Origin of the sequence: Pseudomonas sp. A-RE-22, assembly GCF_019956035.1 — a bacterium.
Taxonomy (GTDB): Bacteria; Pseudomonadota; Gammaproteobacteria; order Pseudomonadales; family Pseudomonadaceae; genus Aquipseudomonas; species Aquipseudomonas brassicacearum.
In genome coordinates this window covers 1-20,470 of record NZ_JAHBCZ010000004.1, presented here as the reverse complement: position 1 = coordinate 20,470, position 20,470 = coordinate 1, and the positions used below count along the sequence as shown (strand labels likewise).

Annotated in this window: 18 protein-coding genes; 9 read left to right on the top strand and 9 right to left on the bottom strand. The window is 60.4% G+C overall.

Features of this window, described 5'->3' with window-relative positions:
* Positions 1 to 17 precede the first annotated feature (17 nt).
* The 3 genes from gcvA (at position 18) to KGA89_RS02415 (ending at position 2,616) form a co-directional block, all read left to right on the top strand.
* Positions 18 to 923 (top strand): transcriptional regulator GcvA, encoded by a 906-nt coding sequence (gene gcvA, locus KGA89_RS02425; RefSeq protein WP_013692953.1) that lies wholly within the window; start codon positions 18 to 20, stop codon positions 921 to 923.
* 68 nt (positions 924 to 991) lie between these two features.
* Complete coding sequence (locus KGA89_RS02420) at positions 992 to 1,819, top strand: DMT family transporter (RefSeq protein ID WP_223470441.1); 828 nt, start codon at positions 992 to 994, stop codon at positions 1,817 to 1,819.
* A 35-nt stretch (positions 1,820 to 1,854) separates the two neighbouring features.
* Positions 1,855 to 2,616, top strand: coding sequence for an SDR family oxidoreductase (locus KGA89_RS02415; protein WP_027912406.1), 762 nt, complete (start codon positions 1,855 to 1,857; stop codon positions 2,614 to 2,616).
* A 104-nt stretch (positions 2,617 to 2,720) separates the two neighbouring features.
* On the opposite strand, the gene dctA is transcribed toward KGA89_RS02415, so the two are convergent.
* Both dctA and KGA89_RS02405 read right to left on the bottom strand, forming a co-directional pair.
* Entirely contained in the window at positions 2,721 to 4,028 is a 1,308-nt protein-coding gene (gene dctA / locus KGA89_RS02410; RefSeq protein WP_223470439.1) for a C4-dicarboxylate transporter DctA, read from the bottom strand.
* A gap of 106 nt (positions 4,029 to 4,134) precedes the next feature.
* Positions 4,135 to 5,304 (bottom strand): mandelate racemase/muconate lactonizing enzyme family protein, encoded by a 1,170-nt coding sequence (locus KGA89_RS02405; RefSeq protein ID WP_027912404.1) that lies wholly within the window; start codon positions 5,302 to 5,304, stop codon positions 4,135 to 4,137.
* A gap of 99 nt (positions 5,305 to 5,403) precedes the next feature.
* On the opposite strand from KGA89_RS02405, the gene KGA89_RS02400 reads away from it, so the two are divergent.
* Positions 5,404 to 6,279 (top strand): LysR family transcriptional regulator, encoded by an 876-nt coding sequence (locus KGA89_RS02400; protein WP_027912403.1) that lies wholly within the window; start codon positions 5,404 to 5,406, stop codon positions 6,277 to 6,279.
* Between the two features lie 93 nt (positions 6,280 to 6,372).
* On the opposite strand, the gene KGA89_RS02395 is transcribed toward KGA89_RS02400, so the two are convergent.
* The 7 genes from KGA89_RS02395 to KGA89_RS02365 form a co-directional block, all read right to left on the bottom strand.
* Positions 6,373 to 6,951, bottom strand: a complete 579-nt coding sequence (locus tag KGA89_RS02395; RefSeq protein ID WP_223470437.1) for a sarcosine oxidase subunit gamma — start codon at positions 6,949 to 6,951, stop codon at positions 6,373 to 6,375.
* A 3-nt stretch (positions 6,952 to 6,954) separates the two neighbouring features.
* The gene (locus KGA89_RS02390) at positions 6,955 to 9,852 is read right to left on the bottom strand and encodes a 2Fe-2S iron-sulfur cluster-binding protein (RefSeq protein WP_223470435.1); all 2,898 of its coding nucleotides are present in this window, start codon (positions 9,850 to 9,852) and stop codon (positions 6,955 to 6,957) included.
* Positions 9,849 to 10,151 (bottom strand): sarcosine oxidase subunit delta, encoded by a 303-nt coding sequence (locus KGA89_RS02385; RefSeq protein ID WP_223470433.1) that lies wholly within the window; start codon positions 10,149 to 10,151, stop codon positions 9,849 to 9,851. Before KGA89_RS02385 ends, KGA89_RS02390 begins: the two co-directional genes overlap by 4 nt.
* 13 nt (positions 10,152 to 10,164) lie before the next feature.
* Positions 10,165 to 11,406 (bottom strand): FAD-dependent oxidoreductase, encoded by a 1,242-nt coding sequence (locus tag KGA89_RS02380; protein ID WP_003200563.1) that lies wholly within the window; start codon positions 11,404 to 11,406, stop codon positions 10,165 to 10,167.
* Positions 11,388 to 12,293 (bottom strand): bifunctional methylenetetrahydrofolate dehydrogenase/methenyltetrahydrofolate cyclohydrolase FolD, encoded by a 906-nt coding sequence (gene folD, locus KGA89_RS02375; RefSeq protein WP_223470431.1) that lies wholly within the window; start codon positions 12,291 to 12,293, stop codon positions 11,388 to 11,390. The genes KGA89_RS02380 and folD overlap by 19 nt, the downstream gene beginning before the upstream one ends.
* Positions 12,290 to 13,156 carry a formyltetrahydrofolate deformylase gene (purU, locus tag KGA89_RS02370; protein ID WP_003200567.1) on the bottom strand — a complete coding sequence of 289 codons (867 nt, stop codon included), beginning with the start codon at positions 13,154 to 13,156 and terminating at the stop codon, positions 12,290 to 12,292. The genes folD and purU overlap by 4 nt, the downstream gene beginning before the upstream one ends.
* Before the next feature lie 281 nt (positions 13,157 to 13,437).
* Positions 13,438 to 14,037 carry a helix-turn-helix domain-containing protein gene (locus KGA89_RS02365; protein ID WP_003200568.1) on the bottom strand — a complete coding sequence of 200 codons (600 nt, stop codon included), beginning with the start codon at positions 14,035 to 14,037 and terminating at the stop codon, positions 13,438 to 13,440.
* Positions 14,038 to 14,319: 282 nt separating this feature from the next.
* Here KGA89_RS02365 and glnT point away from each other — a divergent pair, with 282 nt between their 5' ends.
* From glnT to KGA89_RS02340, 5 genes are all read left to right on the top strand, one after another.
* Positions 14,320 to 15,654: a type III glutamate--ammonia ligase gene (gene glnT, locus KGA89_RS02360; RefSeq protein ID WP_223470429.1), complete on the top strand. Its 1,335-nt coding sequence runs from the start codon at positions 14,320 to 14,322 to the stop codon at positions 15,652 to 15,654.
* 75 nt (positions 15,655 to 15,729) lie between these two features.
* The gene (locus tag KGA89_RS02355; RefSeq protein ID WP_003200573.1) at positions 15,730 to 16,635 is read left to right on the top strand and encodes a class II glutamine amidotransferase; all 906 of its coding nucleotides are present in this window, start codon (positions 15,730 to 15,732) and stop codon (positions 16,633 to 16,635) included.
* Positions 16,636 to 16,646: 11 nt separating this feature from the next.
* Positions 16,647 to 17,330: a protein glxC gene (locus KGA89_RS02350; protein WP_003200575.1), complete on the top strand. Its 684-nt coding sequence runs from the start codon at positions 16,647 to 16,649 to the stop codon at positions 17,328 to 17,330.
* Positions 17,331 to 17,350: 20 nt separating this feature from the next.
* A complete protein-coding gene (locus KGA89_RS02345; RefSeq protein ID WP_060742973.1) occupies positions 17,351 to 18,694 on the top strand; it encodes an FMN-binding glutamate synthase family protein in 1,344 nt (447 codons plus the stop codon).
* Between the two features lie 200 nt (positions 18,695 to 18,894).
* Positions 18,895 to 20,220, top strand: coding sequence for an ammonium transporter (locus KGA89_RS02340; RefSeq protein ID WP_223470427.1), 1,326 nt, complete (start codon positions 18,895 to 18,897; stop codon positions 20,218 to 20,220).
* Positions 20,221 to 20,470: the final 250 nt, after the last annotated feature.

Below are 20,470 nucleotides of genomic sequence, written 5' to 3'. Positions count from 1 at the left end.
TCATAGTAGGGAACATCATGAGAAACCTCCCTCCTTCTTCGAGCCTGCGGGCCTTTGAAGCCGCTACCCGGCACGCCACGTTCACTGCGGCAGCAGAGGAGCTGCATGTCACACAGAGCGCAGTGAGCCACCAGCTCAAGCATTTGGAACAGCTCTGGGGATTGCAGCTGTTTCATCGCAGCAGCTCGCTGCACCTGACCTCGGCGGGAGCCGCGCTTGCACCCATCGTGCGGGAGTTCTTCATGAAGCTCGAGGCCACCCTGGCCGATTTGCGAGAGCAAAACGGCAGGCAGCGGCTGAGCGTCAGCACGACCTATTCCTTTGCCTTGAAGTGGTTGCTGCCCAGGCTGCCGGACCTGGCGCAAGCACATCCGGAAATTCTGCTGACGCTGGACAGTACCGATAGTGCCATTAACTTCTCGACGACAGACCCGGACGTTGCGATCCGCCTGGGCAGCGGTCATTTCCCGTCGCTGTTTTCAGAGTTTCTGTTTCGCGAGCAGATTTTTCCTGTCGCCAGCCCGGCTTTGCTTGCGCGCTTTGGTACGCCTCAAACGGCCGCCGAATTGCTGCGCTATCCGCTGCTGACGCGCGATGGTGCAGCGCTGGTGCCGAAATGGGAGCAGTGGTTTGCCCAGATGGGCGTCGAGGTCACGACCTTGAAGGAAAGCATTCGCTACGCGGACACCAATATGACCATCGAGGCGGCGCTGTTGGGACAAGGTATCGCGCTGGCACGCAGTGGGCATGTTGAGGCCGAGCTCAATGACGGCCGTCTTGAAAGACTTTTCGAACTGCCGTTCGCATCCCCTCTGGCGTATTACTTTGTCTGCCCCAAAGGGATCGAGACTCAACCTCATATTGCCAGCTTTCGTCGTTGGCTGGTCACGCAGGCCGTAGGTGCGCAACACGCTTATGCATGAGGTTTTATTCATGCCTGGATGAAGAGACTTTGCTTTTATAGCCTGACTTGAGCGGTCTAGGATGATGCATGCCTCTATACATCATCTGCCTCGTCTTGTTCGCCGCGCTGCTGCACGCCAGTTGGAATGCCATGCTGCGCGGAGGCGCCGACCGTTTGTGGTCGATGACCATCATGTGCATGGCGATAGCCCTGGCGAGCCTCATCGTGGCGGCGCTACTGCCTCCGCCCGCCCGTGCAAGCTGGTTCTGCGTCGGACTGTCCGCGGTGTTGCACGTGGGTTACAACCTGTTCCTGGTGCGCAGTTACAAGTCTGGAGACCTGGGCCAGACCTATCCCATTGCCCGCGGTGTCTCTCCAATCCTGATTGTCCTGGCCGCTTCGGTGTTCGCCGGTGAGCGGGTGTCGCCGAGTGGGCTGCTAGGCGTTGCGTTGGTGTCGACTGGAATCATCTCGCTGGCCTATACCGGGCGCCGGCGGGCGTTGCCTGACTTGCCCTACGCATTGGGAACCGGTTGTTTCATTGCCGCTTACAGCGTGGTCGATGGCATCGGCGTTCGCCTCTCCGGGGCGCCATTGGCCTACACCGCCTGGATGTGCCTGTTGTGGGGCGTGATGATGCCCGTGGTTTATATCGGACTGCGAGACGCCAAAAGCCTCTTTGCCTTGCGGCCAGGTATCGCCGTGGCCTCCGCTGGCGGGCTGGTTTCATTGCTGGCCTATGGGGTCGTGATCTATGCCATGGCCCATGCACCGATGGGGGCGGTGTCCGCCCTGCGGGAAACCAGCGTCATGTTCGCCGCTTTGATCGGATATGCATTTCTTGGCGAAGCATTGACCTTGCGCAAGCTGCTGTCCTGCGCAGTCATTGCCCTCGGTACGCTGGTTATCGGTTGACGTTGCTTGTTTTCATTTAGCCGTGAGGATTGATCATGAATGATGATTCGCAAAAGCCGGTGATCCTGATCACCGGAGGCGGGCGCGGGATCGGGGCGGCGACTGCCATGCTGGCCGCTGAGCAAGGTTACGACGTCGTGCTGACCTACATCGCCGATCAAGCGTCGGCGTTGGCGGTGGCAGAACAGGTCGAGGCCAGGGGCGCCCGTGCCTTGGCGGTACGTGCCGATAACGCCGATCCGGCACAGATCGCCGAACTGTTCGCCACCGTTGACCTGCGCTTCGGACGAATCGATGTGCTGGTCAACAACGCTTCGATCCTGGCACAGCAGTCTCGCTTGGAGGATCTCGGCTTCGAGCGCATGCAGCGAATATTTGCGGTCAACACGTTGGGCCCGATGCTCTGCGCGCAGCAGGCTACCCGGCGCATGGCCTATCGTTATGGCGGGCGTGGCGGTACCGTCATCAACATCTCCTCGGCGTCGGCCCGACTCGGTAGTCCGAATGAATACGTGGACTATGCGGCGTCCAAGGGAGCGGTAGAAACGTTCACGACGGGCTATGCCAAGGAAGTGGCTCGGGAGGGTATTCGGGTCAACTGCGTTCGCCCCGGGCATATCTACACCCAGATGCATGCCAGTGGCGGAGAGCCGGGCAGAGTCGACCGGGTGAAGGAAACGATCCCGATGGGGCGTGGAGGCCAGCCGGAGGAGGTGGCGAGGGCCATTCTCTGGTTGGCGGGGCCGGATGCTTCGTTTGTGACGGGTACCTTCCTGGATGTGACCGGAGGGAAGTAGACCGGCTATCAGGGCCGTCATTTCAAATGAAACACCCGATATTGCCGCTGCACTGCGGCCGGTCATGCCGTACTCGGCGTGGCATGACCGGGGCGCTTTGCGGACTACTTTTGCGCCAGCAATGCCTTTCTTGCTGCCTTGTTGTGTTTCATGGCGGCGATTTCACGCTCGCAGGCCTCGACATCGAACGAGTTGTCCCACTTGGCAATGGCGATGGTGCCAATGCCGTTACCGATCAAGTTGGTCACCGCCCGCGCTTCGTTCAGGAACCGGTCAATCCCCAAGAGCAAAACGAGGCCGACCAGAGGAATGGAGTGGATGGTTGTGAGCGTTGCGGCAAGCGTTACGAAGCCCGCGCCCGCCACGCCAGCCGAGCCTTTTGAGGTCAGCAGGAATACGCCCAGCAGAATCATCTGGTCCACAAATGTCAGCGGCGTATTGGTCGCCTGGGCGATAAAGATGGCGGCCATGGTGAGATAGATGCAGGTGCCGTCCGCATTGAAGGTGTACCCGGTTGGCAACACCATGCCTACGACGGATTTTTTGCAGCCAAGCTTTTCAAGCTTCACCATCATTCGCGGCAGTACGGCTTCGGTTGAGCAGGTGCCAAGCGTGATGAGAATCTCATCTTTGAAATAACGAAGAAATTGCATCAGCGGCATGCCCGACCATCGAGCAACCGAACCCAGCACGACCACGATGAAAATCAAGGTCGTGATGTAGAGCGCGACCAGCAATTGGCCGAGTGACAGCAAGGTCCCAATCCCGTACTTGCCGATAGTGAAAGCCATGCCGGCACCGGCACCAATCGGAGCCAGGCGCATGACCATTGCAACGACCTTGAACAAGCCTTGCAGGAACAGATCAATGGTGTTGATCAACGGCTTGCTGGTTTCGCCCATTTGAACCAGGGCTATACCCATCAATACCGAAAGCAGGATGATCTGAAGCATCACGCCATTGGAGAAGGCGCCGATGAAGGTTTGCGGGATGATATTGAGAAAGAAATCGATGGCGCCGCCTTGCTCACTGGCAGCTTGGCTGTATTTGCTGATGGCACTTCCATCAAGCGCGCTGGCGTTGATGTTCATACCGACGCCAGGCTTTACGATATTGACCACAATAAGGCCAACGACCAGGGCGATGGTTGAAAGAATCTCGAAGTAGATCAGCGCTTTTACGCCAATCCGTCCGACTTCTTTGATGCTGCCCATCTTGGCGATACCGACAACGACCGTACCGAAAATAATCGGCGCCAACAGCATTTTGATCAGTTTGATGAAGCCATCGGCAAAGGGCTGGAGCTTGGCTCCGATATCTGGCAGGAAGTAACCGATTGCTGCACCGATCACGATGCCGATGAGTACTTGCACATACAGCTGGCCATACCAGCGGGATTTGGAGATTTCCACGGAAGCACCTCATTTTATTTTTGTGATGGGCATGTGGCTTGACGTTGGTGGGTGACGCCTGCCTGGTGCTGCGGCCTCTTTCACAGAGACCGCAGATCGAGGGTGGTCAGCCTTCGCCCAACTCACGCATTACGGCGTACAAAGCGGACTTGGCTTCGAAGCCAACACCTGGAATATCCGGCAGCCCGACATAGCCGTTTTCCACCTGGATCCCGTCAGCGAAGCCACCGAAAGGCTGGAACACATCCGGGTACGATTCGTTACCCCCAAGGTGCAGACCTGCTGCGATGTTCAGGGACATCTGGTGACCGCCATGCGGAACTACGCGGCGAGAAGACCAACCCATTTCTTCCATCACCTTGAGGGTGCGCATGTACTCCACGAGCCCGTAGGACAGCGCGCAGTCGAACTGGAGATAGTCGCGATCAGGGCGCATGCCACCGTGGCGCAGCAGGTTGCGCGCATCCTGATGGGAGAACAGGTTCTCCCCGGTAGCCATGGGCAGTTCATAGTGATTTGCAAGTTCAGCCTGCAAGGCGTAGTCAAGCGGATCGCCGACCTCTTCGTACCAGAAGAGGTTGTACTTCTTGATGGCTTGCGCGTAAGCAATACCGGTCTGCAGATCGAAACGACCATTGGCATCGACCGCCAGTCGACGACCGTCGCCAACCACTTCGAGTACCGCTTCGATGCGACGGATATCTTCGTCCAGTGGCACCGCGCCTATCTTCATCTTGACGACGTCGTAGCCACGATCCAGATAGCTCTGCATTTCCGCCTTGAGCTTGGTCTGGTCTTTGCCTGGGTAGTAGTAGCCGCCCGCTGCATAGACCCAGACCTTGTCATCGGCCACGCCGTTACGGTAACGGTCGGCCAGCAGGCGATACAGCGGTTTGCCTTCAATCTTGGCGACGGCATCCCATACGGCCATGTCGATGGTGCCAACGGCAACCGAGCGCTCACCATGGCCGCCTGGCTTTTCGTTGGTCATCAAGGTTTTCCAGATGGCGAACGGGTCCAGGTTGTTGTTGGCATGGTCGATGAGCGTGTCTGGATCAGCTTCCGTAATACGCGCCAGGAAACGATCACGCATCAGTGCGCCCTGGCCATAGCGACCATTTGAATTGAAACCGTAGCCGATGACAGGCTTTCCGTCGCGAATCACATCCGTGATGACAGCGACAACCGAGCAGGTCATTTTCGAGAAGTCGATGTAGGCGTTAGCGATTGGGGAGGCAATGGAAACAGTTTTTTCACGAATGTCTACGATGCGCATGGCGGGGTCCTCTTGTTGTTTGTAGCCCCACGTTAGGCTTTGCGATGTCACCCGCCCAATGCTATTAATGCCGCACCCTATGCACAGGAGGCATGGCCCTTGGAACTCGTTTGGCTTGAGGATTTTTCAGCGCTTGCGGAGTACGGCAGCTTCGTTCGGGCGGCTGAAGCGCGGCACGTTACCCAGCCGGCATTCAGTCGCAGAGTGCGCTCGCTGGAGAGCTGGATGGGGGTGCAATTGTTCGTTCGAACGCCTCAGGGCGCGACACTGACTGAAGCCGGGAGGCAAATTTTGCCTAGTGCCCAGGAGGCTGCCAGGCGCTTGTACAGAATGCGCAACGAGGCTCAAGAGGTTGCTGGGATGGCTGCCAGGTCGCTTCAATTTGCGGCAACGCATTCCCTGTCGTTCACATTTTTCCCCAGGTGGCTTCGAAGCTCGGAGAGCGGTGCCCCGATCGAGGCTGTGCAACTGCACTCCGATAGCATGGCTGTCTGTGAGCAGATGCTGATACATGGCCAGGTTCAGTTTCTGCTCTGTCACCGTCATCCCGATGTTCCACCTTTGCTCGCCCCAGATCAGTTCATCGGCAAGAAGGTGGGTGAAGACGTGCTCGTTCCCCTGGCGAGTGCTTCTGCCAATTTCGGCACCTCGCCTGCGGCATTGCCATACCTGGCTTACACCCATGAGTCTGGACTGGGGCGTATCGTCGCCCACAGGCTGCGCGGCAAAGAAGATTACCTTCACCTCAAGCCACTTTTCAGCAGCCACCTTGCCGCGGTGCTGATGTCCATGGCCCTGGAAAGCAAAGGCGTGGCCTGGTTGCCCAAGAGCCTCACCGAGCAGGAAATGCTGGATGGGCGCTTAGTCAGGGCGCTCGACGAAAGCTGGGATATACCGCTGGAAATTCATCTGACCCGTCCGTCGGCACCGCTCAGTCAATCTGCCGAAGCGTTCTGGGCTCGGGTAGGGCCGTGACCAGGTGCGTTTCAGGTGACGCGCTGCATTGCTCAACAGGGAAGGGGGACGTGTCGCATGGCTGCCTGGCGACACGTCAACGGACCCAGAAGGTCAAGGCAATGAGGTTGGGCTATACGGACTGACCTCGAACTCCTCCAGAGCATCCAGCAGCGCGTCGTTGAAGTATTGCTTCGAGGCGCGATCCCACAGGATATGAAAGGCCGGTGCCTCCACACTTCCCGTATGGATCACGATCACATTGATCCGCGCCGCCGATGTCTGCGCCACCGCCCCTGGCTTGAAGGCCGGGAAGCTGAGGTCGACCCCGCAGAGCTTGGCCATCACCTGGGCAATCGCACCTCCGCTGAGCACCAGGCAGGCGTGGCTGTCCTGGCGGGGCAGCAGGTAGTTGGCCTGGTGGTCGAGTTCCCAGCGCGCCTCTTCATCGGCAATCCGCTGACCCTGATCCTGGGGGCTGCCCAGCAACACATATTCGGTCTGTGACAGGCGCGCCACCCAGCTGCCGTCGGCCTGGGCGGTGGCGCGGTTGGGGGCGTCCGGCAGGGTGAAGCCGCGCGCTGTGAGGTACTCGGCACTGTGGCTGCCACGAAAGCCGACTCGGGGCAGGTCGGTCTGGTCGACCAGGTGGTACGGTTGCGTGAGTGTCTCGTGGTCTTTCAGACTGGTCATGGCTTAACCCTCCTGGCGTTGGTTGGTGGGGTCGAAGAAGGGCAGTTGCACCACTTCGGCCTGGACGATGATGCCGCCCTCGACGCGAATCGGAATGTGCTGTCCCGGGGCACTCTGCTCGATACCGGCGTAGGCCAGGCCGATGATTCGGCCCAGCGTCGCGGAGTATTCGCAGGAGGTGACGTTGCCGCTGATGTCCGGGCCGTTGAGTACCAGGTGGCCTTCCAGCGGTTGTACGCTGCCCTTGGGCAAGGAGAAACCCACCAGTTTGCGTTTCAGCGGTTGGGCTTCGAGGATGTCCACCGAGCGCCGGCCGACGAAGAATGGTTTGTTGCGGCTGACCGCCCAGCCCATGTCGATTTCCGCCGGATGGGTCATGCCGTCGGTGTCCTGACTGATGATCACGTGGCCTTTTTCCAGGCGCAGCAAACGTTGGGTTTCGACGCCGAAGGGGCGGATGTCATGGGCCTTGCCGGCCTCCATCAGCGCGTCCCAGAGCATGAGCCCGTGACGCGCCGGCACGTGGATTTCATAGCCCAGTTCGCCGACAAAACCCACGCGCAGCAAACGGGCCTTGATGCCCGCCACGGTGCCCTGGCGCACGCCCAGATAAGGAAACGCTTCGGCGCTCAGATCCAGGTCGGTGCAGACCTGCTCCAGCACTTTGCGCGAATCGGGCCCGGCGACGTTGACCGCGCAAATAGCCGCGGTGACGTTGGCGACGTCCACGTCGAGGCGCCATTGCGCGTTCCACTTGAGCATCTGCTGGTAGATCCGGTCGACACCACTGGTGGTGGCGGTGACGTAGAAGTGATTTTCGGCCAACCGCGCGCAGACACCGTCGTCGATCACCACCCCGTGCTCGTTGGTCATCAGCGCATAGCGGGAGCGGCCGACCGGTTGCTTGAGGAAGGCAAAGGTGTACATGCGGTTGAGCAGCTCGGCGGCGTCCGGGCCGCGCACATCCAGGCCACCGAGGGTCGAGACATCAATGATGCCGACCTTGTTGCGCACGTGCAGGGCTTCGGCCTGCATGCAGGCTTCGCGATCCTTAGCGTTGCCATAGTAGGCCGGGCGTTGCCAGATGCCCGCAGGCATCATCTTCGCGCCAGCTTGCAGGTGACGAGCGTGCATCGGCGTTTGCCGGTACGGATCGAACGCGCGACCGGCGACATGCGCCAGTTTTTCGGCCACAAACGGCGGCCGTGCCGTGGTCACTCCGGTTTCGCTGATGTTGCGTTGGGTGGCCCACGCCACCAGCCGGGCGGTCGGCAGCGCCGAGTGACGACCCTGAGATGGGCCCATGCCGACGGTGGAGTAGCGCTTGACCAGTTGCACGTCGCGATAGCCGATCTTGGTCGCGTTGACGATGTCGGCCACTTGCAGATCCTCGTCGAAGTCGACGAAGTCCTTGCCTTTGGGATGCGGGAAGATCGGCCAATTGAAGTTGACCCGGGCTTCACCGCTGAACGATGCGCGTTGCGTGCCGACTGTCAGGCCCAGCGCGAGGGCGGCTTCGGCACCGGCATTCACGCCATCGGCAATCACGTTATCCAGCTGATGACGACCGTTGACCGAACCGGCGATATTCAGATTCCGTGGCAGGCCGCTGAGCGTGAACTCGGCACGTTGATCGTCGTAGGCCAGTTTGCCGCCGGCCTGGCACAGCAGTTGATAGACCGGCATGTAACCGGCGGACATGCACAGTAAATCGCATGCCAGATATTGCCCGCTCTCGGCGACCTGGCCCTGTGCGGTGATCTGGCGCACATCGACGCCGTTGATATGGCGCATGCCTTTCTCGTGCAGGGCCTCATAGACGGTGCTGTTGCCCTGACGATAGATCTTGCGTTGCGCCAGCGCGCGTAGCAGGGATTCGTCCGAAGGCCCTTGGCGCAGGTCCACCACCGCGACGACATCTACGCCCTGGTCATGCAGGTCCAGCGCGGCGAGGTAACCGTCATCGTTGCCCGTCAGCACCACGGCGCTGTTACCCGGTTTGACCGCATACAGCTTCATCAGCCGTTGCGCGGCGCTGGTCAGCATCACGCCCGGCAGGTCGTTGTTGCGAAAGATCACCGGCTGATCGAACGCGCCGCTGCAAACCAGGCATTGGCGAGCGCGCACTTTGTACAGGCGTTTGCCCTGGATCACTGGCAGGTAGTTATCGGTGAACCAGGCGTTGCACGTGGCTTCGGTCAGGATCTGGATATTGGTGTGTTGCTCGACCGCCGCGAGCAGTTCGCGGCGCAGGTTTTCAGCCTTGTTGCCGTCGATATCGAAGCGGGCGTAGGTGAGCGACCCGCCGAGAATCGGCTGTTGTTCGATGAGCAATACCCTGGCCCCCGCGTTGGCGGCGGTCAGGGCTGCGTGCAGCCCGGCGGGACCGGCACCGATCACCGCCACGTCGGTAAACAGGTAGGCCTTGTCGTAGTACTCAGGCTGGAACTTCAGGTCGAGCACACCGAGACCGGCCTTCTTGCGAATGATCGGCTCCCAGACCTTCCACATGCCCTTGGGCTTATAGAACGAGCGGTAGTAGAAGCCCACCGGCATGAATCTGGAGAACTTGCCCAGGTAGGCGTCGCGGTCGTTATCCAGCGAGCCGTTGACGTTCTGCGCCGTCACCTGCAACCCCGCGGACAAGGCGTGAGCATCGGCCGGCACATTGGGTTCCTGGGGCAGTTGCACCAGGCTGTTGGCATCCTGGCCGGCCATGGTCAGCGGGCCGCGCGGGCGGTGGTATTTGAACGAGCGAGAGATCAGGAAACGCCCGTTGGACAACAGGGCGCTGGCGATACTGTCGCCTTGCAAGCCTTGGTAGTGCTGCCCGTCGAAACTGAAATCCAGCGGCTGATCGCGGTTGATCAGCAGGCCCATGGGGGCGGGTAGGCGATTCATCCTGCTATCTCCTTGGGGGCGGCGTTGAATTCGACACGGCTGCTGAAGAGCTCCTTGGGATCGAAGGTCCGCAGGATTTCGTCAGTGACGGTGTGCCGCTCCGCGAGAAACCAGTAGCTGGAGGGGTTGTGCATCCACCACTCGCGCACCACGCCGGCGAGGTTGTCGGTGTTGAACACGTAATCAGCCCATTCGCCGTCGCTGCACGTAATCGGGTCGGGCATGGGTTTGAGTTCACCGCCATAGGTAAACTCGCTGATATTGCGCGGCCCGTTGAGCGGGCAAGTCATGATTTTCATAGTCCGCTCTCCGTCAGTGACTGGCCGCCGTAGCGCCCATTTCGTTGACTTGCTGGAAGGTCGAGAAACGTTCGAGGCCGAACGGCTTGATCAGGTCTGGCACCTTGCCGCCGCTGGCGACCAACTCGGCCATGGTCTTGCCGCAGATCGGCGTGGCCTTGAACCCCCAGGTGCCCCAGCCCGCGTCGAGGTAGTAATTCTTCACCGGCGACAGGCCCATGATCGGACTGTAGTCCGGGGTCATGTCGGTGATCCCGGCCCATTGGCGCATCAGCTTGGCGTTGGCCAGGAACGGGAACATCTCGATGGCATGGGCCAGCAGGCTCTCCTTCAAATCGAGCGTAGAGCGGGTATTGAACAGCGGATAGGGGTCGGAGCCGCCGCCAAACACCACCTCGCCACGACTCGTTTGCTGCACATAGCAGTGCAGGGCAGAGGAGCTCACCAGCGGGTCGAGGAACGGCTTGAACGGCTGGGTGACCATCGCTTGCAGCGGGAAGGTCTGGATCGGTGACCGGATTCCGGCCTTGGCCATCAGCAATGAACTGTGCCCGGCAATCGCCTGCACCGCGCAACCACACTTGATGGTGCCGCGGTTGGTCTTGACGGCGGTGATGGCGCCATTCTCGATGATCAGGTCCTGGACTTCGGTGAGCTGATGGATTTCCACACCGCGCTTGGCGGCTTGTTTGGCGTAGCCCCAGGCCACGGCGTCGTGGCGCGCGGTGGCGCCGTCGATGTGCCACAGGCCGGCGAGCACCGGCAAGTGGCCGGGATCGAGGTTGAGGCTGGGCACCAGTTCGCGGATCTGCTGGCGGTCGATCATCTCGGTGCGACCGCCGAAGTGCTTGTTGACCTCGGCCCGCTGGCGGAACGAGCGCACCGTGGCATCGGTGTGGGCCAGGGTCAGTTGGCCGCGCTCGGAATACATGATGTTGAAATCGAATTCGTTGGACAGCGACTGGAACATCCGCACCGACTCGGCATAAAAGCGCACGCCTTCGCTGGTCAGGTAGTTGGAGCGGATCACCGCCGTGTTGCGTGCGGTATTGCCGCCGCCCAGGTAGGACTTCTCCAATACCGCGACATTGGTGATGCCGTGGTACTTGGCCAGGTAATAAGCGGTGGCCAGGCCGTGGCCGCCGGCACCGATGATCACCACGTCATAGCTCGATTTGAGTTCCCGTGGTGGTGGCAGATCCACTTCCACCGGGTACTCCGAACTCAGCCCGTATTTCAATAGATTGAATGGCATAAGGCCTCCGATTGGCTGCGTAGGGCCCGGTGTTGCGCAAGGGCTGCGGTGACGGTGTTTTTCATCAGGAAGGCAATGGTCATCGGGCCGACACCACCGGGTACCGGGGTGATCGCCGCGACGTGCGCCAGGGCGCTGTCGAAGTCGACGTCGCCCACCAGACGGCTGCGGCCATCGTCGTCGATACGGTTGATGCCAACGTCGATCACCACGGCGCCAGGCTTGAGCCAACTGGCGTCGATCAACCGCGGGCGACCCACGGCGGCGATGACGATGTCGGCCTGCCGGCACAGCGCCTGGGGATCCGGGCTGCGCGAATGCAGGACGGTCACTGAGCAATCGGCCTTGAGCAACAACGCGGCCATGGGTTTGCCAACGATGTTCGAGCGGCCGATCACCACCGCGTGCTTGCCGCGCAGATCGCCGCAGGTTTGTTCGAGCAAGTACAGACAACCACTGGGGGTGCAAGGCGCGAGTACCGTGCGACCCTGGCTGAGGCCGCCGACGTTCTGACTGTGGAACCCATCGACGTCCTTGTCCGGCGCGATAGCCTCCAGTGCCCGTAATTCATCGATATGGGCAGGCAGCGGCAGTTGCAGAAGAATGCCGTGGATCGAGCGATCGGCATTCAGTCGAGCGATCAGGATGAGTAGCTGTTCAGTGCTGGTGTCCGCAGGCAGCCGATGTTCCAGCGAGCGGATACCCACCTCTTCGGCGCGCAGGATCTTGTTGCGCACGTAGACCTGGCTGGCCGGGTCGCTGCCCACCAGGATCACCGCCAGTGCCGGTTCAATGGCCTGCTCGCGCAGGCGCACCACGTCCTCGCGGACCTGTATCAGCACGCGGGCGGCGCTGGCTTTGCCGTCGATCAGTTTGTGCGTGTTCACCGGAAGATCACCGTTCTGTCCTGGTTGAGGAAAACCCGGTGCTCCAGGTGGTACTTGACCGCCTTGGACAGGGCCACGGTTTCGGTGTCACGGCCGGTGGCCACGAGATCGTCGGGCAGGTAGACGTGATCGACGCGCTGCACTTCCTGCTCGATGATCGGTCCTTCATCGAGGTCGCTGGTGACGTAGTGAGCGGTGGCGCCAATGAGCTTCACGCCACGCTGGTAGGCCTGGTGATACGGCTTGGCGCCTTTGAAACCTGGCAAGAACGAATGGTGAATGTTGATCGCCCGCCCCGAGAGTCGCTTGCACAGGTCATCGGAGAGGATCTGCATGTAGCGCGCCAACACCACGAGTTCGGTGCCGGTGTCGTCGACGATCTTCATCAGTTCGGCTTCCTGCCGGGCCTTGGTGTCCTGGGTCACCGGCAGGTAGATGAAGCGAATGCCTTCGCGTTCGGCCATGGGGCGCAGGTCGAGGTGGTTGGAAACGATGGCGGTGATGGTCATGTCCATCTCGCCCTTGTGGTAGCGGTAGAGCAGGTCGGTCAGGCAGTGGTCGAACTTGCTGACCATCAACAACACGCGCATCGGCTCGCGGGTGTCGTGCAGTTCCCAGGTCATCTCGAACGCCCTGGCGACGTCGGCGAAACCGTCCTTGATCTGTTGAATGTTGCCCTGATGACCGTCGTTGAAGCGGAACACCGCACGCATGAAAAACCGGCCGCTGAAATCATCATCGAATTGCGCCATCTCCCCGATGTAGCAACCGTTGTCCGCCAGGTAAGTGGTGACGGCCGCGACGATGCCGGACACCGCGGGACAGGTGATCTTGATGATGAAATGGTTTTTTTCGTGTTGCATGACACGTCCTCGGGATGATGGCGGCAGTTCATCGCATAGCGAAAAATGTCTGAGGACAGCAGGCTCATTCCTTGAGCGTATTTTCTTGTAGGGAATAAAATATTCCTGAAGTGGCTTTATAGGGGAGTGGAGGCGGGACGTCTAGGGGGTTGGGAAAGTTTTTTAACTGAGGGGAATTTTTTGTGGGGGGCGGCGACTCGTTTCCGTCGGTCGAACGCGGTCAAAAATGTGGGAGCGGGCTTGCTCCCACAGGTTGATCTTCATGCTTCGGGAGGGGGGCGTTATTCTTTGTCGTTGCCGTAGTTCATGATCGACAAAAGGCGGATAGGCACCTGCACCAGTTGCTCGGGGCCATGGGGGATTTCGCCTTCGAACGTCAGGCTGTCGCCAGCCTCCATGCGGTAAAGCTGATTGCCGTGGCGATAGATCAGTTCACCTTCCAGCAGGTGAAGGAATTCGGTGCCGGGGTGAGAGAAGGTCGGAAACTCTTCACTCGCGTCATCCATGCTGACCATGTAGGCCTCGAAGCTTTTCTTCGGCCCGCGGGTGTGGTTGAGCAGATGGTAGGTATGGCCTTTCTCGGTGCCACGGCGCACCACTTCCATGCCCTGGTCAGCCTTGACCAATAGCGCACTGCCGTCTTGCTGGTCGTATTCGCTGAACAACTTGGACAGTGGCAGGCCGAGCACGTCGCACAGGCGGCTCAGGGTATCGAGACTGGTGGACACCTGGGCGTTTTCGATCTTGCTCAACATGCCTTGGCTGATATCGGCGATCTTGGCCACGTCAGACAATTTCAGATCCTGAGCCTGGCGCTGGCGCTTGATCTGCAATCCCAGGTATTGCTCAAGCTTGAGGCGCGGGGCGGTTTCGGTCGACATAGTCATCAATCCTGCACACTTTCCGTTCAGTAATATTAGTTTCGCACTGAGAAAGTGCAAAGAGCGGCGTTCCGCTCGCGTCTGTCGAGCGATATTCCCACGGGGAAAAGAATTTTCCCATATATACAGCACAAAAGCGCTTTCTGAAGAGCGTCGGCGTTTCACTCGCGAATCTGGCAAGGGCCTTGCATTCCTATTGGGAAACTAACTTTCTTTTTAGGAATAAAAAGTCAGTCCAGGCCCATCCACAATGTTTTGCCCTTTCGCGAGGAGTGACGAGCAATGTTGCCAGCAGAAACCCAGCGCATCATCGACAAGCACGCAATCAAATACGTGCTTGCGCAGTTTGTGGATATACACGGGGCGGCCAAAACCAAATCGGTGCCTATCTGTGGGCTCAAGACCGTTGCCGAAGAGGGGGCTGGTTTTGCCGGATTCGCGATCAGCGGCATGGGCATGGAGCCCCACGGGCCGGACTTCATGGCCCGTGGCGACCTGTCCACCCTGACCCCGGTGCCCTGGCAGCCGGGTTACGGGCGAGTAGTGTGCATCGGCCACGTCGACGGCAAGCCGCATCCATACGACAGCCGTTATGTGTTGCAGCAACAAGTGCAGCGCCTGGCAGAAAAGGGTTGGACGCTCAACACCGGCCTGGAGCCCGAGTTCAACCTGATGCGCCGCAACGAGCATGGCAAACTGCAACTGGTGGACCTCAGCGACAACCTGGACAAGCCTTGCTACGACTACAAAGGCCTGTCGCGCTCCCGCGTTTTCCTTGAGCGGCTGACCGAAGCCTTGCAGGCCGTGGATTTCGAGGTCTATCAAATCGACCACGAGGACGCCAACGGCCAGTTCGAGATCAACTACACCTACAGCGACGCCATGACCTCGGCGGATCGCTTCACGTTTTTCCGCATGGCCGCTGGTGAAATCGCCAATGACCTGGGCATGATCTGCTCGTTCATGCCCAAGCCGGACCCGAAACGCGCCGGCAACGGCATGCATTTTCACCTGTCGATCAGCAGTGCCGAAAACAAGAACCTGTTCCATGACGCCAGCGACCCCAGCGGCATGGGCCTGTCGAAAATGGCTTATCACTTTGCCGCCGGCTTGCTGGCCCATGGTCCGGCGCTGTGTGCCTTCGCCGCGCCGACGGTCAACTCCTACAAGCGTCTGGTGGTCGGCAATTCGTTGTCCGGCGCGACCTGGGCGCCGGCCTTTATCGCCTTCGGCGCCAACAACCGTTCGGCCATGGTGCGGGTGCCTTACGGCCGCCTGGAATTCCGCCTGCCGGACGCTGGCTGCAATCCCTATCTGGTCAGCGCCGCGATCATCGCCGCCGGCCTGGATGGCATCGATCGCCAGTTGGAAATCGACCACGTCTGCAATGAGAACCTCTACAGCCTGAGCCTGGAACAGATCGCCGCGCGGGGCATCAAGACCCTGCCGCAATCGCTCAAGGAAGCCTGTGACGCCCTGGAGGCCGACCCGCTGTTCGCCGAAGTGCTGGGCCCGCAGATCGTGGGCGAGTTCATCAAGCTCAAGCGCATGGAATGGGTGGAGTACAGCCGCCACGTCTCCGACTGGGAGATCCAGCGCTACACCGAATTTTTCTGACTCTCAGTGTTTTTACAACCATTCGGGCACCCGGCACGGCGTCGAGTGTTCAGTGCCTTCGAAGGAGACTTTGTTATGTGTGGGATCGTAGGTCTTTACCTGAAAAACCCGCAGCTGGAATCCCAGCTCGGCAAGCTGTTCGAACCCATGCTGCAGGCCATGACCGACCGTGGGCCGGACAGTGCCGGGTTTGCCATCTATGGCGATGAAGTGGCGGACGGTTGGGTCAAGCTGACCCTGCAGGCAACCACCGAAGGCTTCGATTGGAAAGCTCTGATGGGCGAACTGGAAGGGCGTCTCGGCTGTTCGCTGGACTGGTTTCAGAACGCCAGCGCTGCCGTGCTCAAAGTCAATGCCCAAGAGGCGCCGGTACGTCTGGCCCTCGCCGAACTGGCGCCGAGCGTGCGCATCATGAGCGCTGGCCAGAGCATCGAAATCCTCAAGGGCATGGGCTTGCCCCAGGAAATTTCCCAACGTTTCGGCCTGGCCGGCATGAAGGGCAGCCATATCATCGGCCACACCCGCATGGCCACTGAAAGCGCGGTGACCATGGAAGGCAGCCATCCGTTTTCTACCGGCGCCGACCTGTGCCTGGTGCACAACGGCTCGCTGTCGAATCACTTCCGCCTGCGGCAGGAACTCAAGCGCGAAGGCATTCACTTCGAGACCGACAACGACACCGAAGTGGCCGCCGGCTACCTGACCTGGCGCCTGCAGCAGGGCGATTCATTGAAAGAAGCGCTGGATCACTCGCTGGAGGATCTGGACGGTTTCTTCACCTTCGCCATCGGCACCCGCAACGGTTTTGCCGTGATCCGCGACCCGATTGCCTGCAAGCCGGCGATCCTCGCCGAGACCGACGATTACGTCGCCATGGCGTCCGAGTATCAGGCCCTGTCGAGCCTGCCGGGCATCGAACACGCCAAGGTCTGGGAGCCGGCACCGGCCACCATGTACATCTGGGAACGCGAGTCAGCTTAAGGAGCGCACACATGAAAACCATCGACCTTTCCACGGCCACCGTGCGTGAACTCAATCAGGCGTTGCACGACCAGGTCAACAGCGTTGAAGAGCGCGAATGGGTGGTGACTCATTCGGACGGCAAGCACAACCTCGCGGTCGGGGTGAACGAAGTGCTGTCCATCGATATTCAGGGGCACGCCGGCTACTACTGCGCGGGCATGAATCAAAAGGCCTCGATCACCGTCCACGGCAATGTCGGCGTCGGTTGCGCCGAGAACATGATGTCGGGCTACGTCCGCGTCAAAGGCAGCGCCTCCCAGGCGGCCGGCGCCACGGCCCATGGCGGGCTGCTGGTGATTGAAGGGGATGCCGGCGCGCGTTGCGGCATTTCCATGAAGGGCATCGACATTGTCGTGGGTGGCAGCATCGGCCACATGAGCTGCTTCATGGGCCAGGCCGGGCGTCTGGTGGTCTGCGGCGATGCCGGCGATGCGCTGGGCGATTCCTTGTACGAGACCCACATCTACGTGAAGGGCAATGTGGAGTCCCTGGGTTCCGATTGCGTCGAGAAAGAGATGCGCGCCGAGCACCTCCAGGAGCTCCAGGACCTGTTGAACCGTGCCGGTTTCGCGCACAAGGCGGCTGACTTCAAGCGCTACGGTTCGGCCCGTCAGTTGTACAACTTCAAAGTCGATAACGCGTCCGCGTACTGATCCGCGCGAGGAGAACAGATATGAGCGACCCGATTAACCAAAAAGCAGCCACTCCAGTACTGCGCGAGTCAGCCACCTTCGACCGCCTGACCATCCAGGAAATCCAGCGTGCCGCCGAGACTGGCATCTACGATATTCGCGGCGGCGGCACCAAGCGCAAACTGCCGCACTTCGATGATCTGCTGCTGCTCGGCGCCAGTGTTTCGCGTTACCCGTTGGAAGGTTATCGGGAGAAGTGCGGCACCGACGTGATCCTCGGCAACCGCTTTGCCAAGAAGCCGATCCACCTGAAGATTCCGGTGACCATTGCCGGCATGAGTTTCGGTGCGTTGTCGGCCAATGCCAAGGAAGCCCTGGGCCGTGGCGCGACCATCGCGGGCACCAGCACCACCACCGGCGACGGCGGCATGACCCCGGAGGAGCGCGGCCAGTCACAGCATTTGGTCTATCAGTACTTGCCGTCGCGCTACGGCATGAATCCGGACGATTTGCGCAAGGCTGACGCGATTGAAATCGTCCTGGGGCAGGGCGCCAAACCTGGTGGCGGCGGTATGTTGCTGGGGATGAAAGTCACCGAGCGTGTAGCCGGCATGCGTACCTTGCCCATCGGTGTGGACCAGCGCAGCGCTTGCCGTCACCCGGACTGGACCGGCCCGGATGACCTGGCGATCAAGATTGCCGAACTGCGCGAAATCACCGATTGGGAAAAACCGATCTACGTGAAAATCGGCGCCAGCCGGCCGTACTACGACGTCAAGTTGGCCGTGAAGGCCGGGGCGGATGTGATTGTGCTCGATGGCATGCAAGGCGGCACGGCGGCGACCCAGGAAGTGTTTATCGAACACGTGGGGATTCCGATTCTGTCGGCCATCCCGCAAGCGGTACAGGCTTTGCAGGAGATGGGCATGCATCGCAAGGTCCAGCTGATCGTTTCCGGCGGGATTCGCAACGGTGCCGACGTCGCCAAGGCGATGGCGCTGGGGGCGGATGCGGTGGCCATCGGCACCGCCGCGCTGATCGCGCTGGGCGACAACCACCCGCGCCTGGACGAGGAACTGAAGAAAATCGGCTCGGCCGCCGGTTTCTACGATGACTGGCAGAACGGTCGCGACCCGGCCGGGATCACCACCCAGGACCCGGAATTGTCCAAGCGACTGGATCCGGTGGAGGGCGGCCGCCGCTTGGCCAACTACCTGCGCGTGTTGGTGCTGGAAGCCCAGACCATGGCCCGGGCTTGCGGCAAGTCGCACCTGCACAACCTCGATCCCGAGGATCTGGTGGCGCTGACGGTGGAGTCGGCGGCCATGGCGCGGGTGCCGTTGGCGGGGACCAACTGGGTTCCGGGTTCCGGTACCGGTTATTGATGACGACGATCGTTCCCACGCTCTGCGTGGGAAACCCTCTTGGGACGCTCTGCGTCCCACTTTTGTGACGCAGAGCGTCACGGGCTGCATTCCCACGCAGGAGCGTGGGAACGATCAGATCAAGGGGCCCACCAAGAGGTCCGTACATACTCACTTTGCTCGCTGCCCGACACCCACCTTTCTTTGCAGGAGCTTTGAACATGGTCAATCGTCTTCTCGGCAAATCCTTTCTCGGCTTATTGGCGGCCGGCGCACTTGCGCCATTGGCCCAGGCCGCCGATGCACCCACGTTGAACACCGGCAGCACCGCCTGGATGGTCACTGCCGCGGTGTTGGTGTTATTCATGTGTCTACCGGGTCTCGCCTTGTTCTACGGCGGCCTGGTTCGCGCAAAAAACATGCTTTCGCTGTTCACCCAGTGCTTCGGCATCGCCGGCCTGGTCGGCGTGTTGTGGGTGATCTATGGCTACAGCATGGTGGTCGACAGCACCGGCATGGTCGAAGGGCAGGTGACCTTCAACAGCTTTGTCGGCGGCCTGAGCCGGGCCTTCCTGGCGGGCATGACCCCGGAGAGCCTGGTGGGGGATATTCCGGAGGGCGTGTTCGTGACCTTCCAGATGACCTTCGCGATCATTACCCCGGCGCTGATTGCCGGTGCATTTGCCGAACGCATGAAGTTTTCGGCGGCGCTGTGGTTCATGGCGTTGTGGTTCACCCTGGTGTATGCCCCGGTGGCGCATATGGTCTGGGGTGGTGCGGGCGCGTTGATGCATAACTGGGGGGTACTCGATTTCGCCGGAGGCACCGCCGTGCACATCAATGCCGGCGTCGCCGCTTTGGCCGCGTGCCTGATCCTCGGCAAGCGCAAGGGCTATCAGAACACGCCGATGCCAGCCCACAACCTGAGCCTGACCATGGCCGGTGCGGCGATGCTCTGGGTGGGGTGGTTCGGCTTCAACATCGGTTCCGGCGGTGGCCTCAACGGCACGTCTGGCATCGTCATGCTCAATACCCAGTTGGGGGCCTGCGCCGGCATTCTCGGCTGGATGTTCACCGAGTGGTTCAAGGTTGGAAAACCTAGCGCTCTGGGCCTCGCCAGTGGTGCCTTGGCCGGTCTGGTCGGCATTACCCCTGCGTGTGCCTATGTCGGCGTCGGCGGTGCGTTGGCCATCGGTTTGCTGTGCGGGGTGTTCTGCTACTTGAGCGTCACCGTGCTCAAGCGTCGCTTTGGTTATGATGACAGCCTCGATGTGTTCGGTTTGCACGGCATTGGCGGAATGATTGGCGCGGTGTTGACCGGGGTGTTCTGCGTGCCGTCGGTGGGAGGATTGGTCGAAGGTGTGACCATGGGTGCCCAGGTCGTGGCGCAAATCAAAGGCGTGTTGCTGACGACGGTCTACTGCTTTGTCATCAGTTGGCTCATTCTCAAGGTGATCAACGCGGTGATCGACTTGCGCGCCAATGAGTCGGTGGAGGAGATGGGGCTGGACCTGGCTGAACACAACGAGCGTGCCTACAACCACTGATCGTTGCTGTTGATCGACACGGTTCACCTTCGAGTGTTCACGTAGAAAAAGTGGTGCTGTATCTGCTTGCTTTGGTGTGTATATCCGTTGCTGCGGTAACGGCTGCTTAGGGTTCCGCCCTTATGTATGGACTCGCCTCCACTGTCTACCCGCTTTTCAACACTGCTACCCGGCTGCATCTATGTATAAGGCCTATTCGAGGAAGCCCATCTTTGGCTTCTGGCCAACATTGGTTGAGCTCGCGGTATGC

Bases quoted from the DNA above. Each gene is read 5' to 3' on its own strand.
- KGA89_RS02340 (WP_223470427.1), top strand. From the start codon at position 18,895: ATGGTCAATCGTCTTCTCGGCAAATCCTTTCTCGGCTTATTGGCGGCC.
- KGA89_RS02420 (WP_223470441.1), top strand. From the start codon at position 992: ATGCCTCTATACATCATCTGCCTCGTCTTGTTCGCCGCGCTGCTGCAC.
- KGA89_RS02415 (WP_027912406.1), top strand. From the start codon at position 1,855: ATGAATGATGATTCGCAAAAGCCGGTGATCCTGATCACCGGAGGCGGG.
- KGA89_RS02350 (WP_003200575.1), top strand. From the start codon at position 16,647: ATGAAAACCATCGACCTTTCCACGGCCACCGTGCGTGAACTCAATCAG.
- purU (WP_003200567.1), bottom strand. From the start codon at position 13,156: ATGCAACACGAAAAAAACCATTTCATCATCAAGATCACCTGTCCCGCG.
- gcvA (WP_013692953.1), top strand. From the start codon at position 18: ATGAGAAACCTCCCTCCTTCTTCGAGCCTGCGGGCCTTTGAAGCCGCT.
- KGA89_RS02345 (WP_060742973.1), top strand. From the start codon at position 17,351: ATGAGCGACCCGATTAACCAAAAAGCAGCCACTCCAGTACTGCGCGAG.
- KGA89_RS02385 (WP_223470433.1), bottom strand. From the start codon at position 10,151: ATGAAAATCATGACTTGCCCGCTCAACGGGCCGCGCAATATCAGCGAG.
- KGA89_RS02355 (WP_003200573.1), top strand. From the start codon at position 15,730: ATGTGTGGGATCGTAGGTCTTTACCTGAAAAACCCGCAGCTGGAATCC.
- KGA89_RS02390 (WP_223470435.1), bottom strand. From the start codon at position 9,852: ATGAATCGCCTACCCGCCCCCATGGGCCTGCTGATCAACCGCGATCAG.
- KGA89_RS02405 (WP_027912404.1), bottom strand. From the start codon at position 5,304: ATGCGCATCGTAGACATTCGTGAAAAAACTGTTTCCATTGCCTCCCCA.
- glnT (WP_223470429.1), top strand. From the start codon at position 14,320: ATGTTGCCAGCAGAAACCCAGCGCATCATCGACAAGCACGCAATCAAA.
- KGA89_RS02395 (WP_223470437.1), bottom strand. From the start codon at position 6,951: ATGACCAGTCTGAAAGACCACGAGACACTCACGCAACCGTACCACCTG.
- KGA89_RS02380 (WP_003200563.1), bottom strand. From the start codon at position 11,406: ATGCCATTCAATCTATTGAAATACGGGCTGAGTTCGGAGTACCCGGTG.
- KGA89_RS02365 (WP_003200568.1), bottom strand. From the start codon at position 14,037: ATGTCGACCGAAACCGCCCCGCGCCTCAAGCTTGAGCAATACCTGGGA.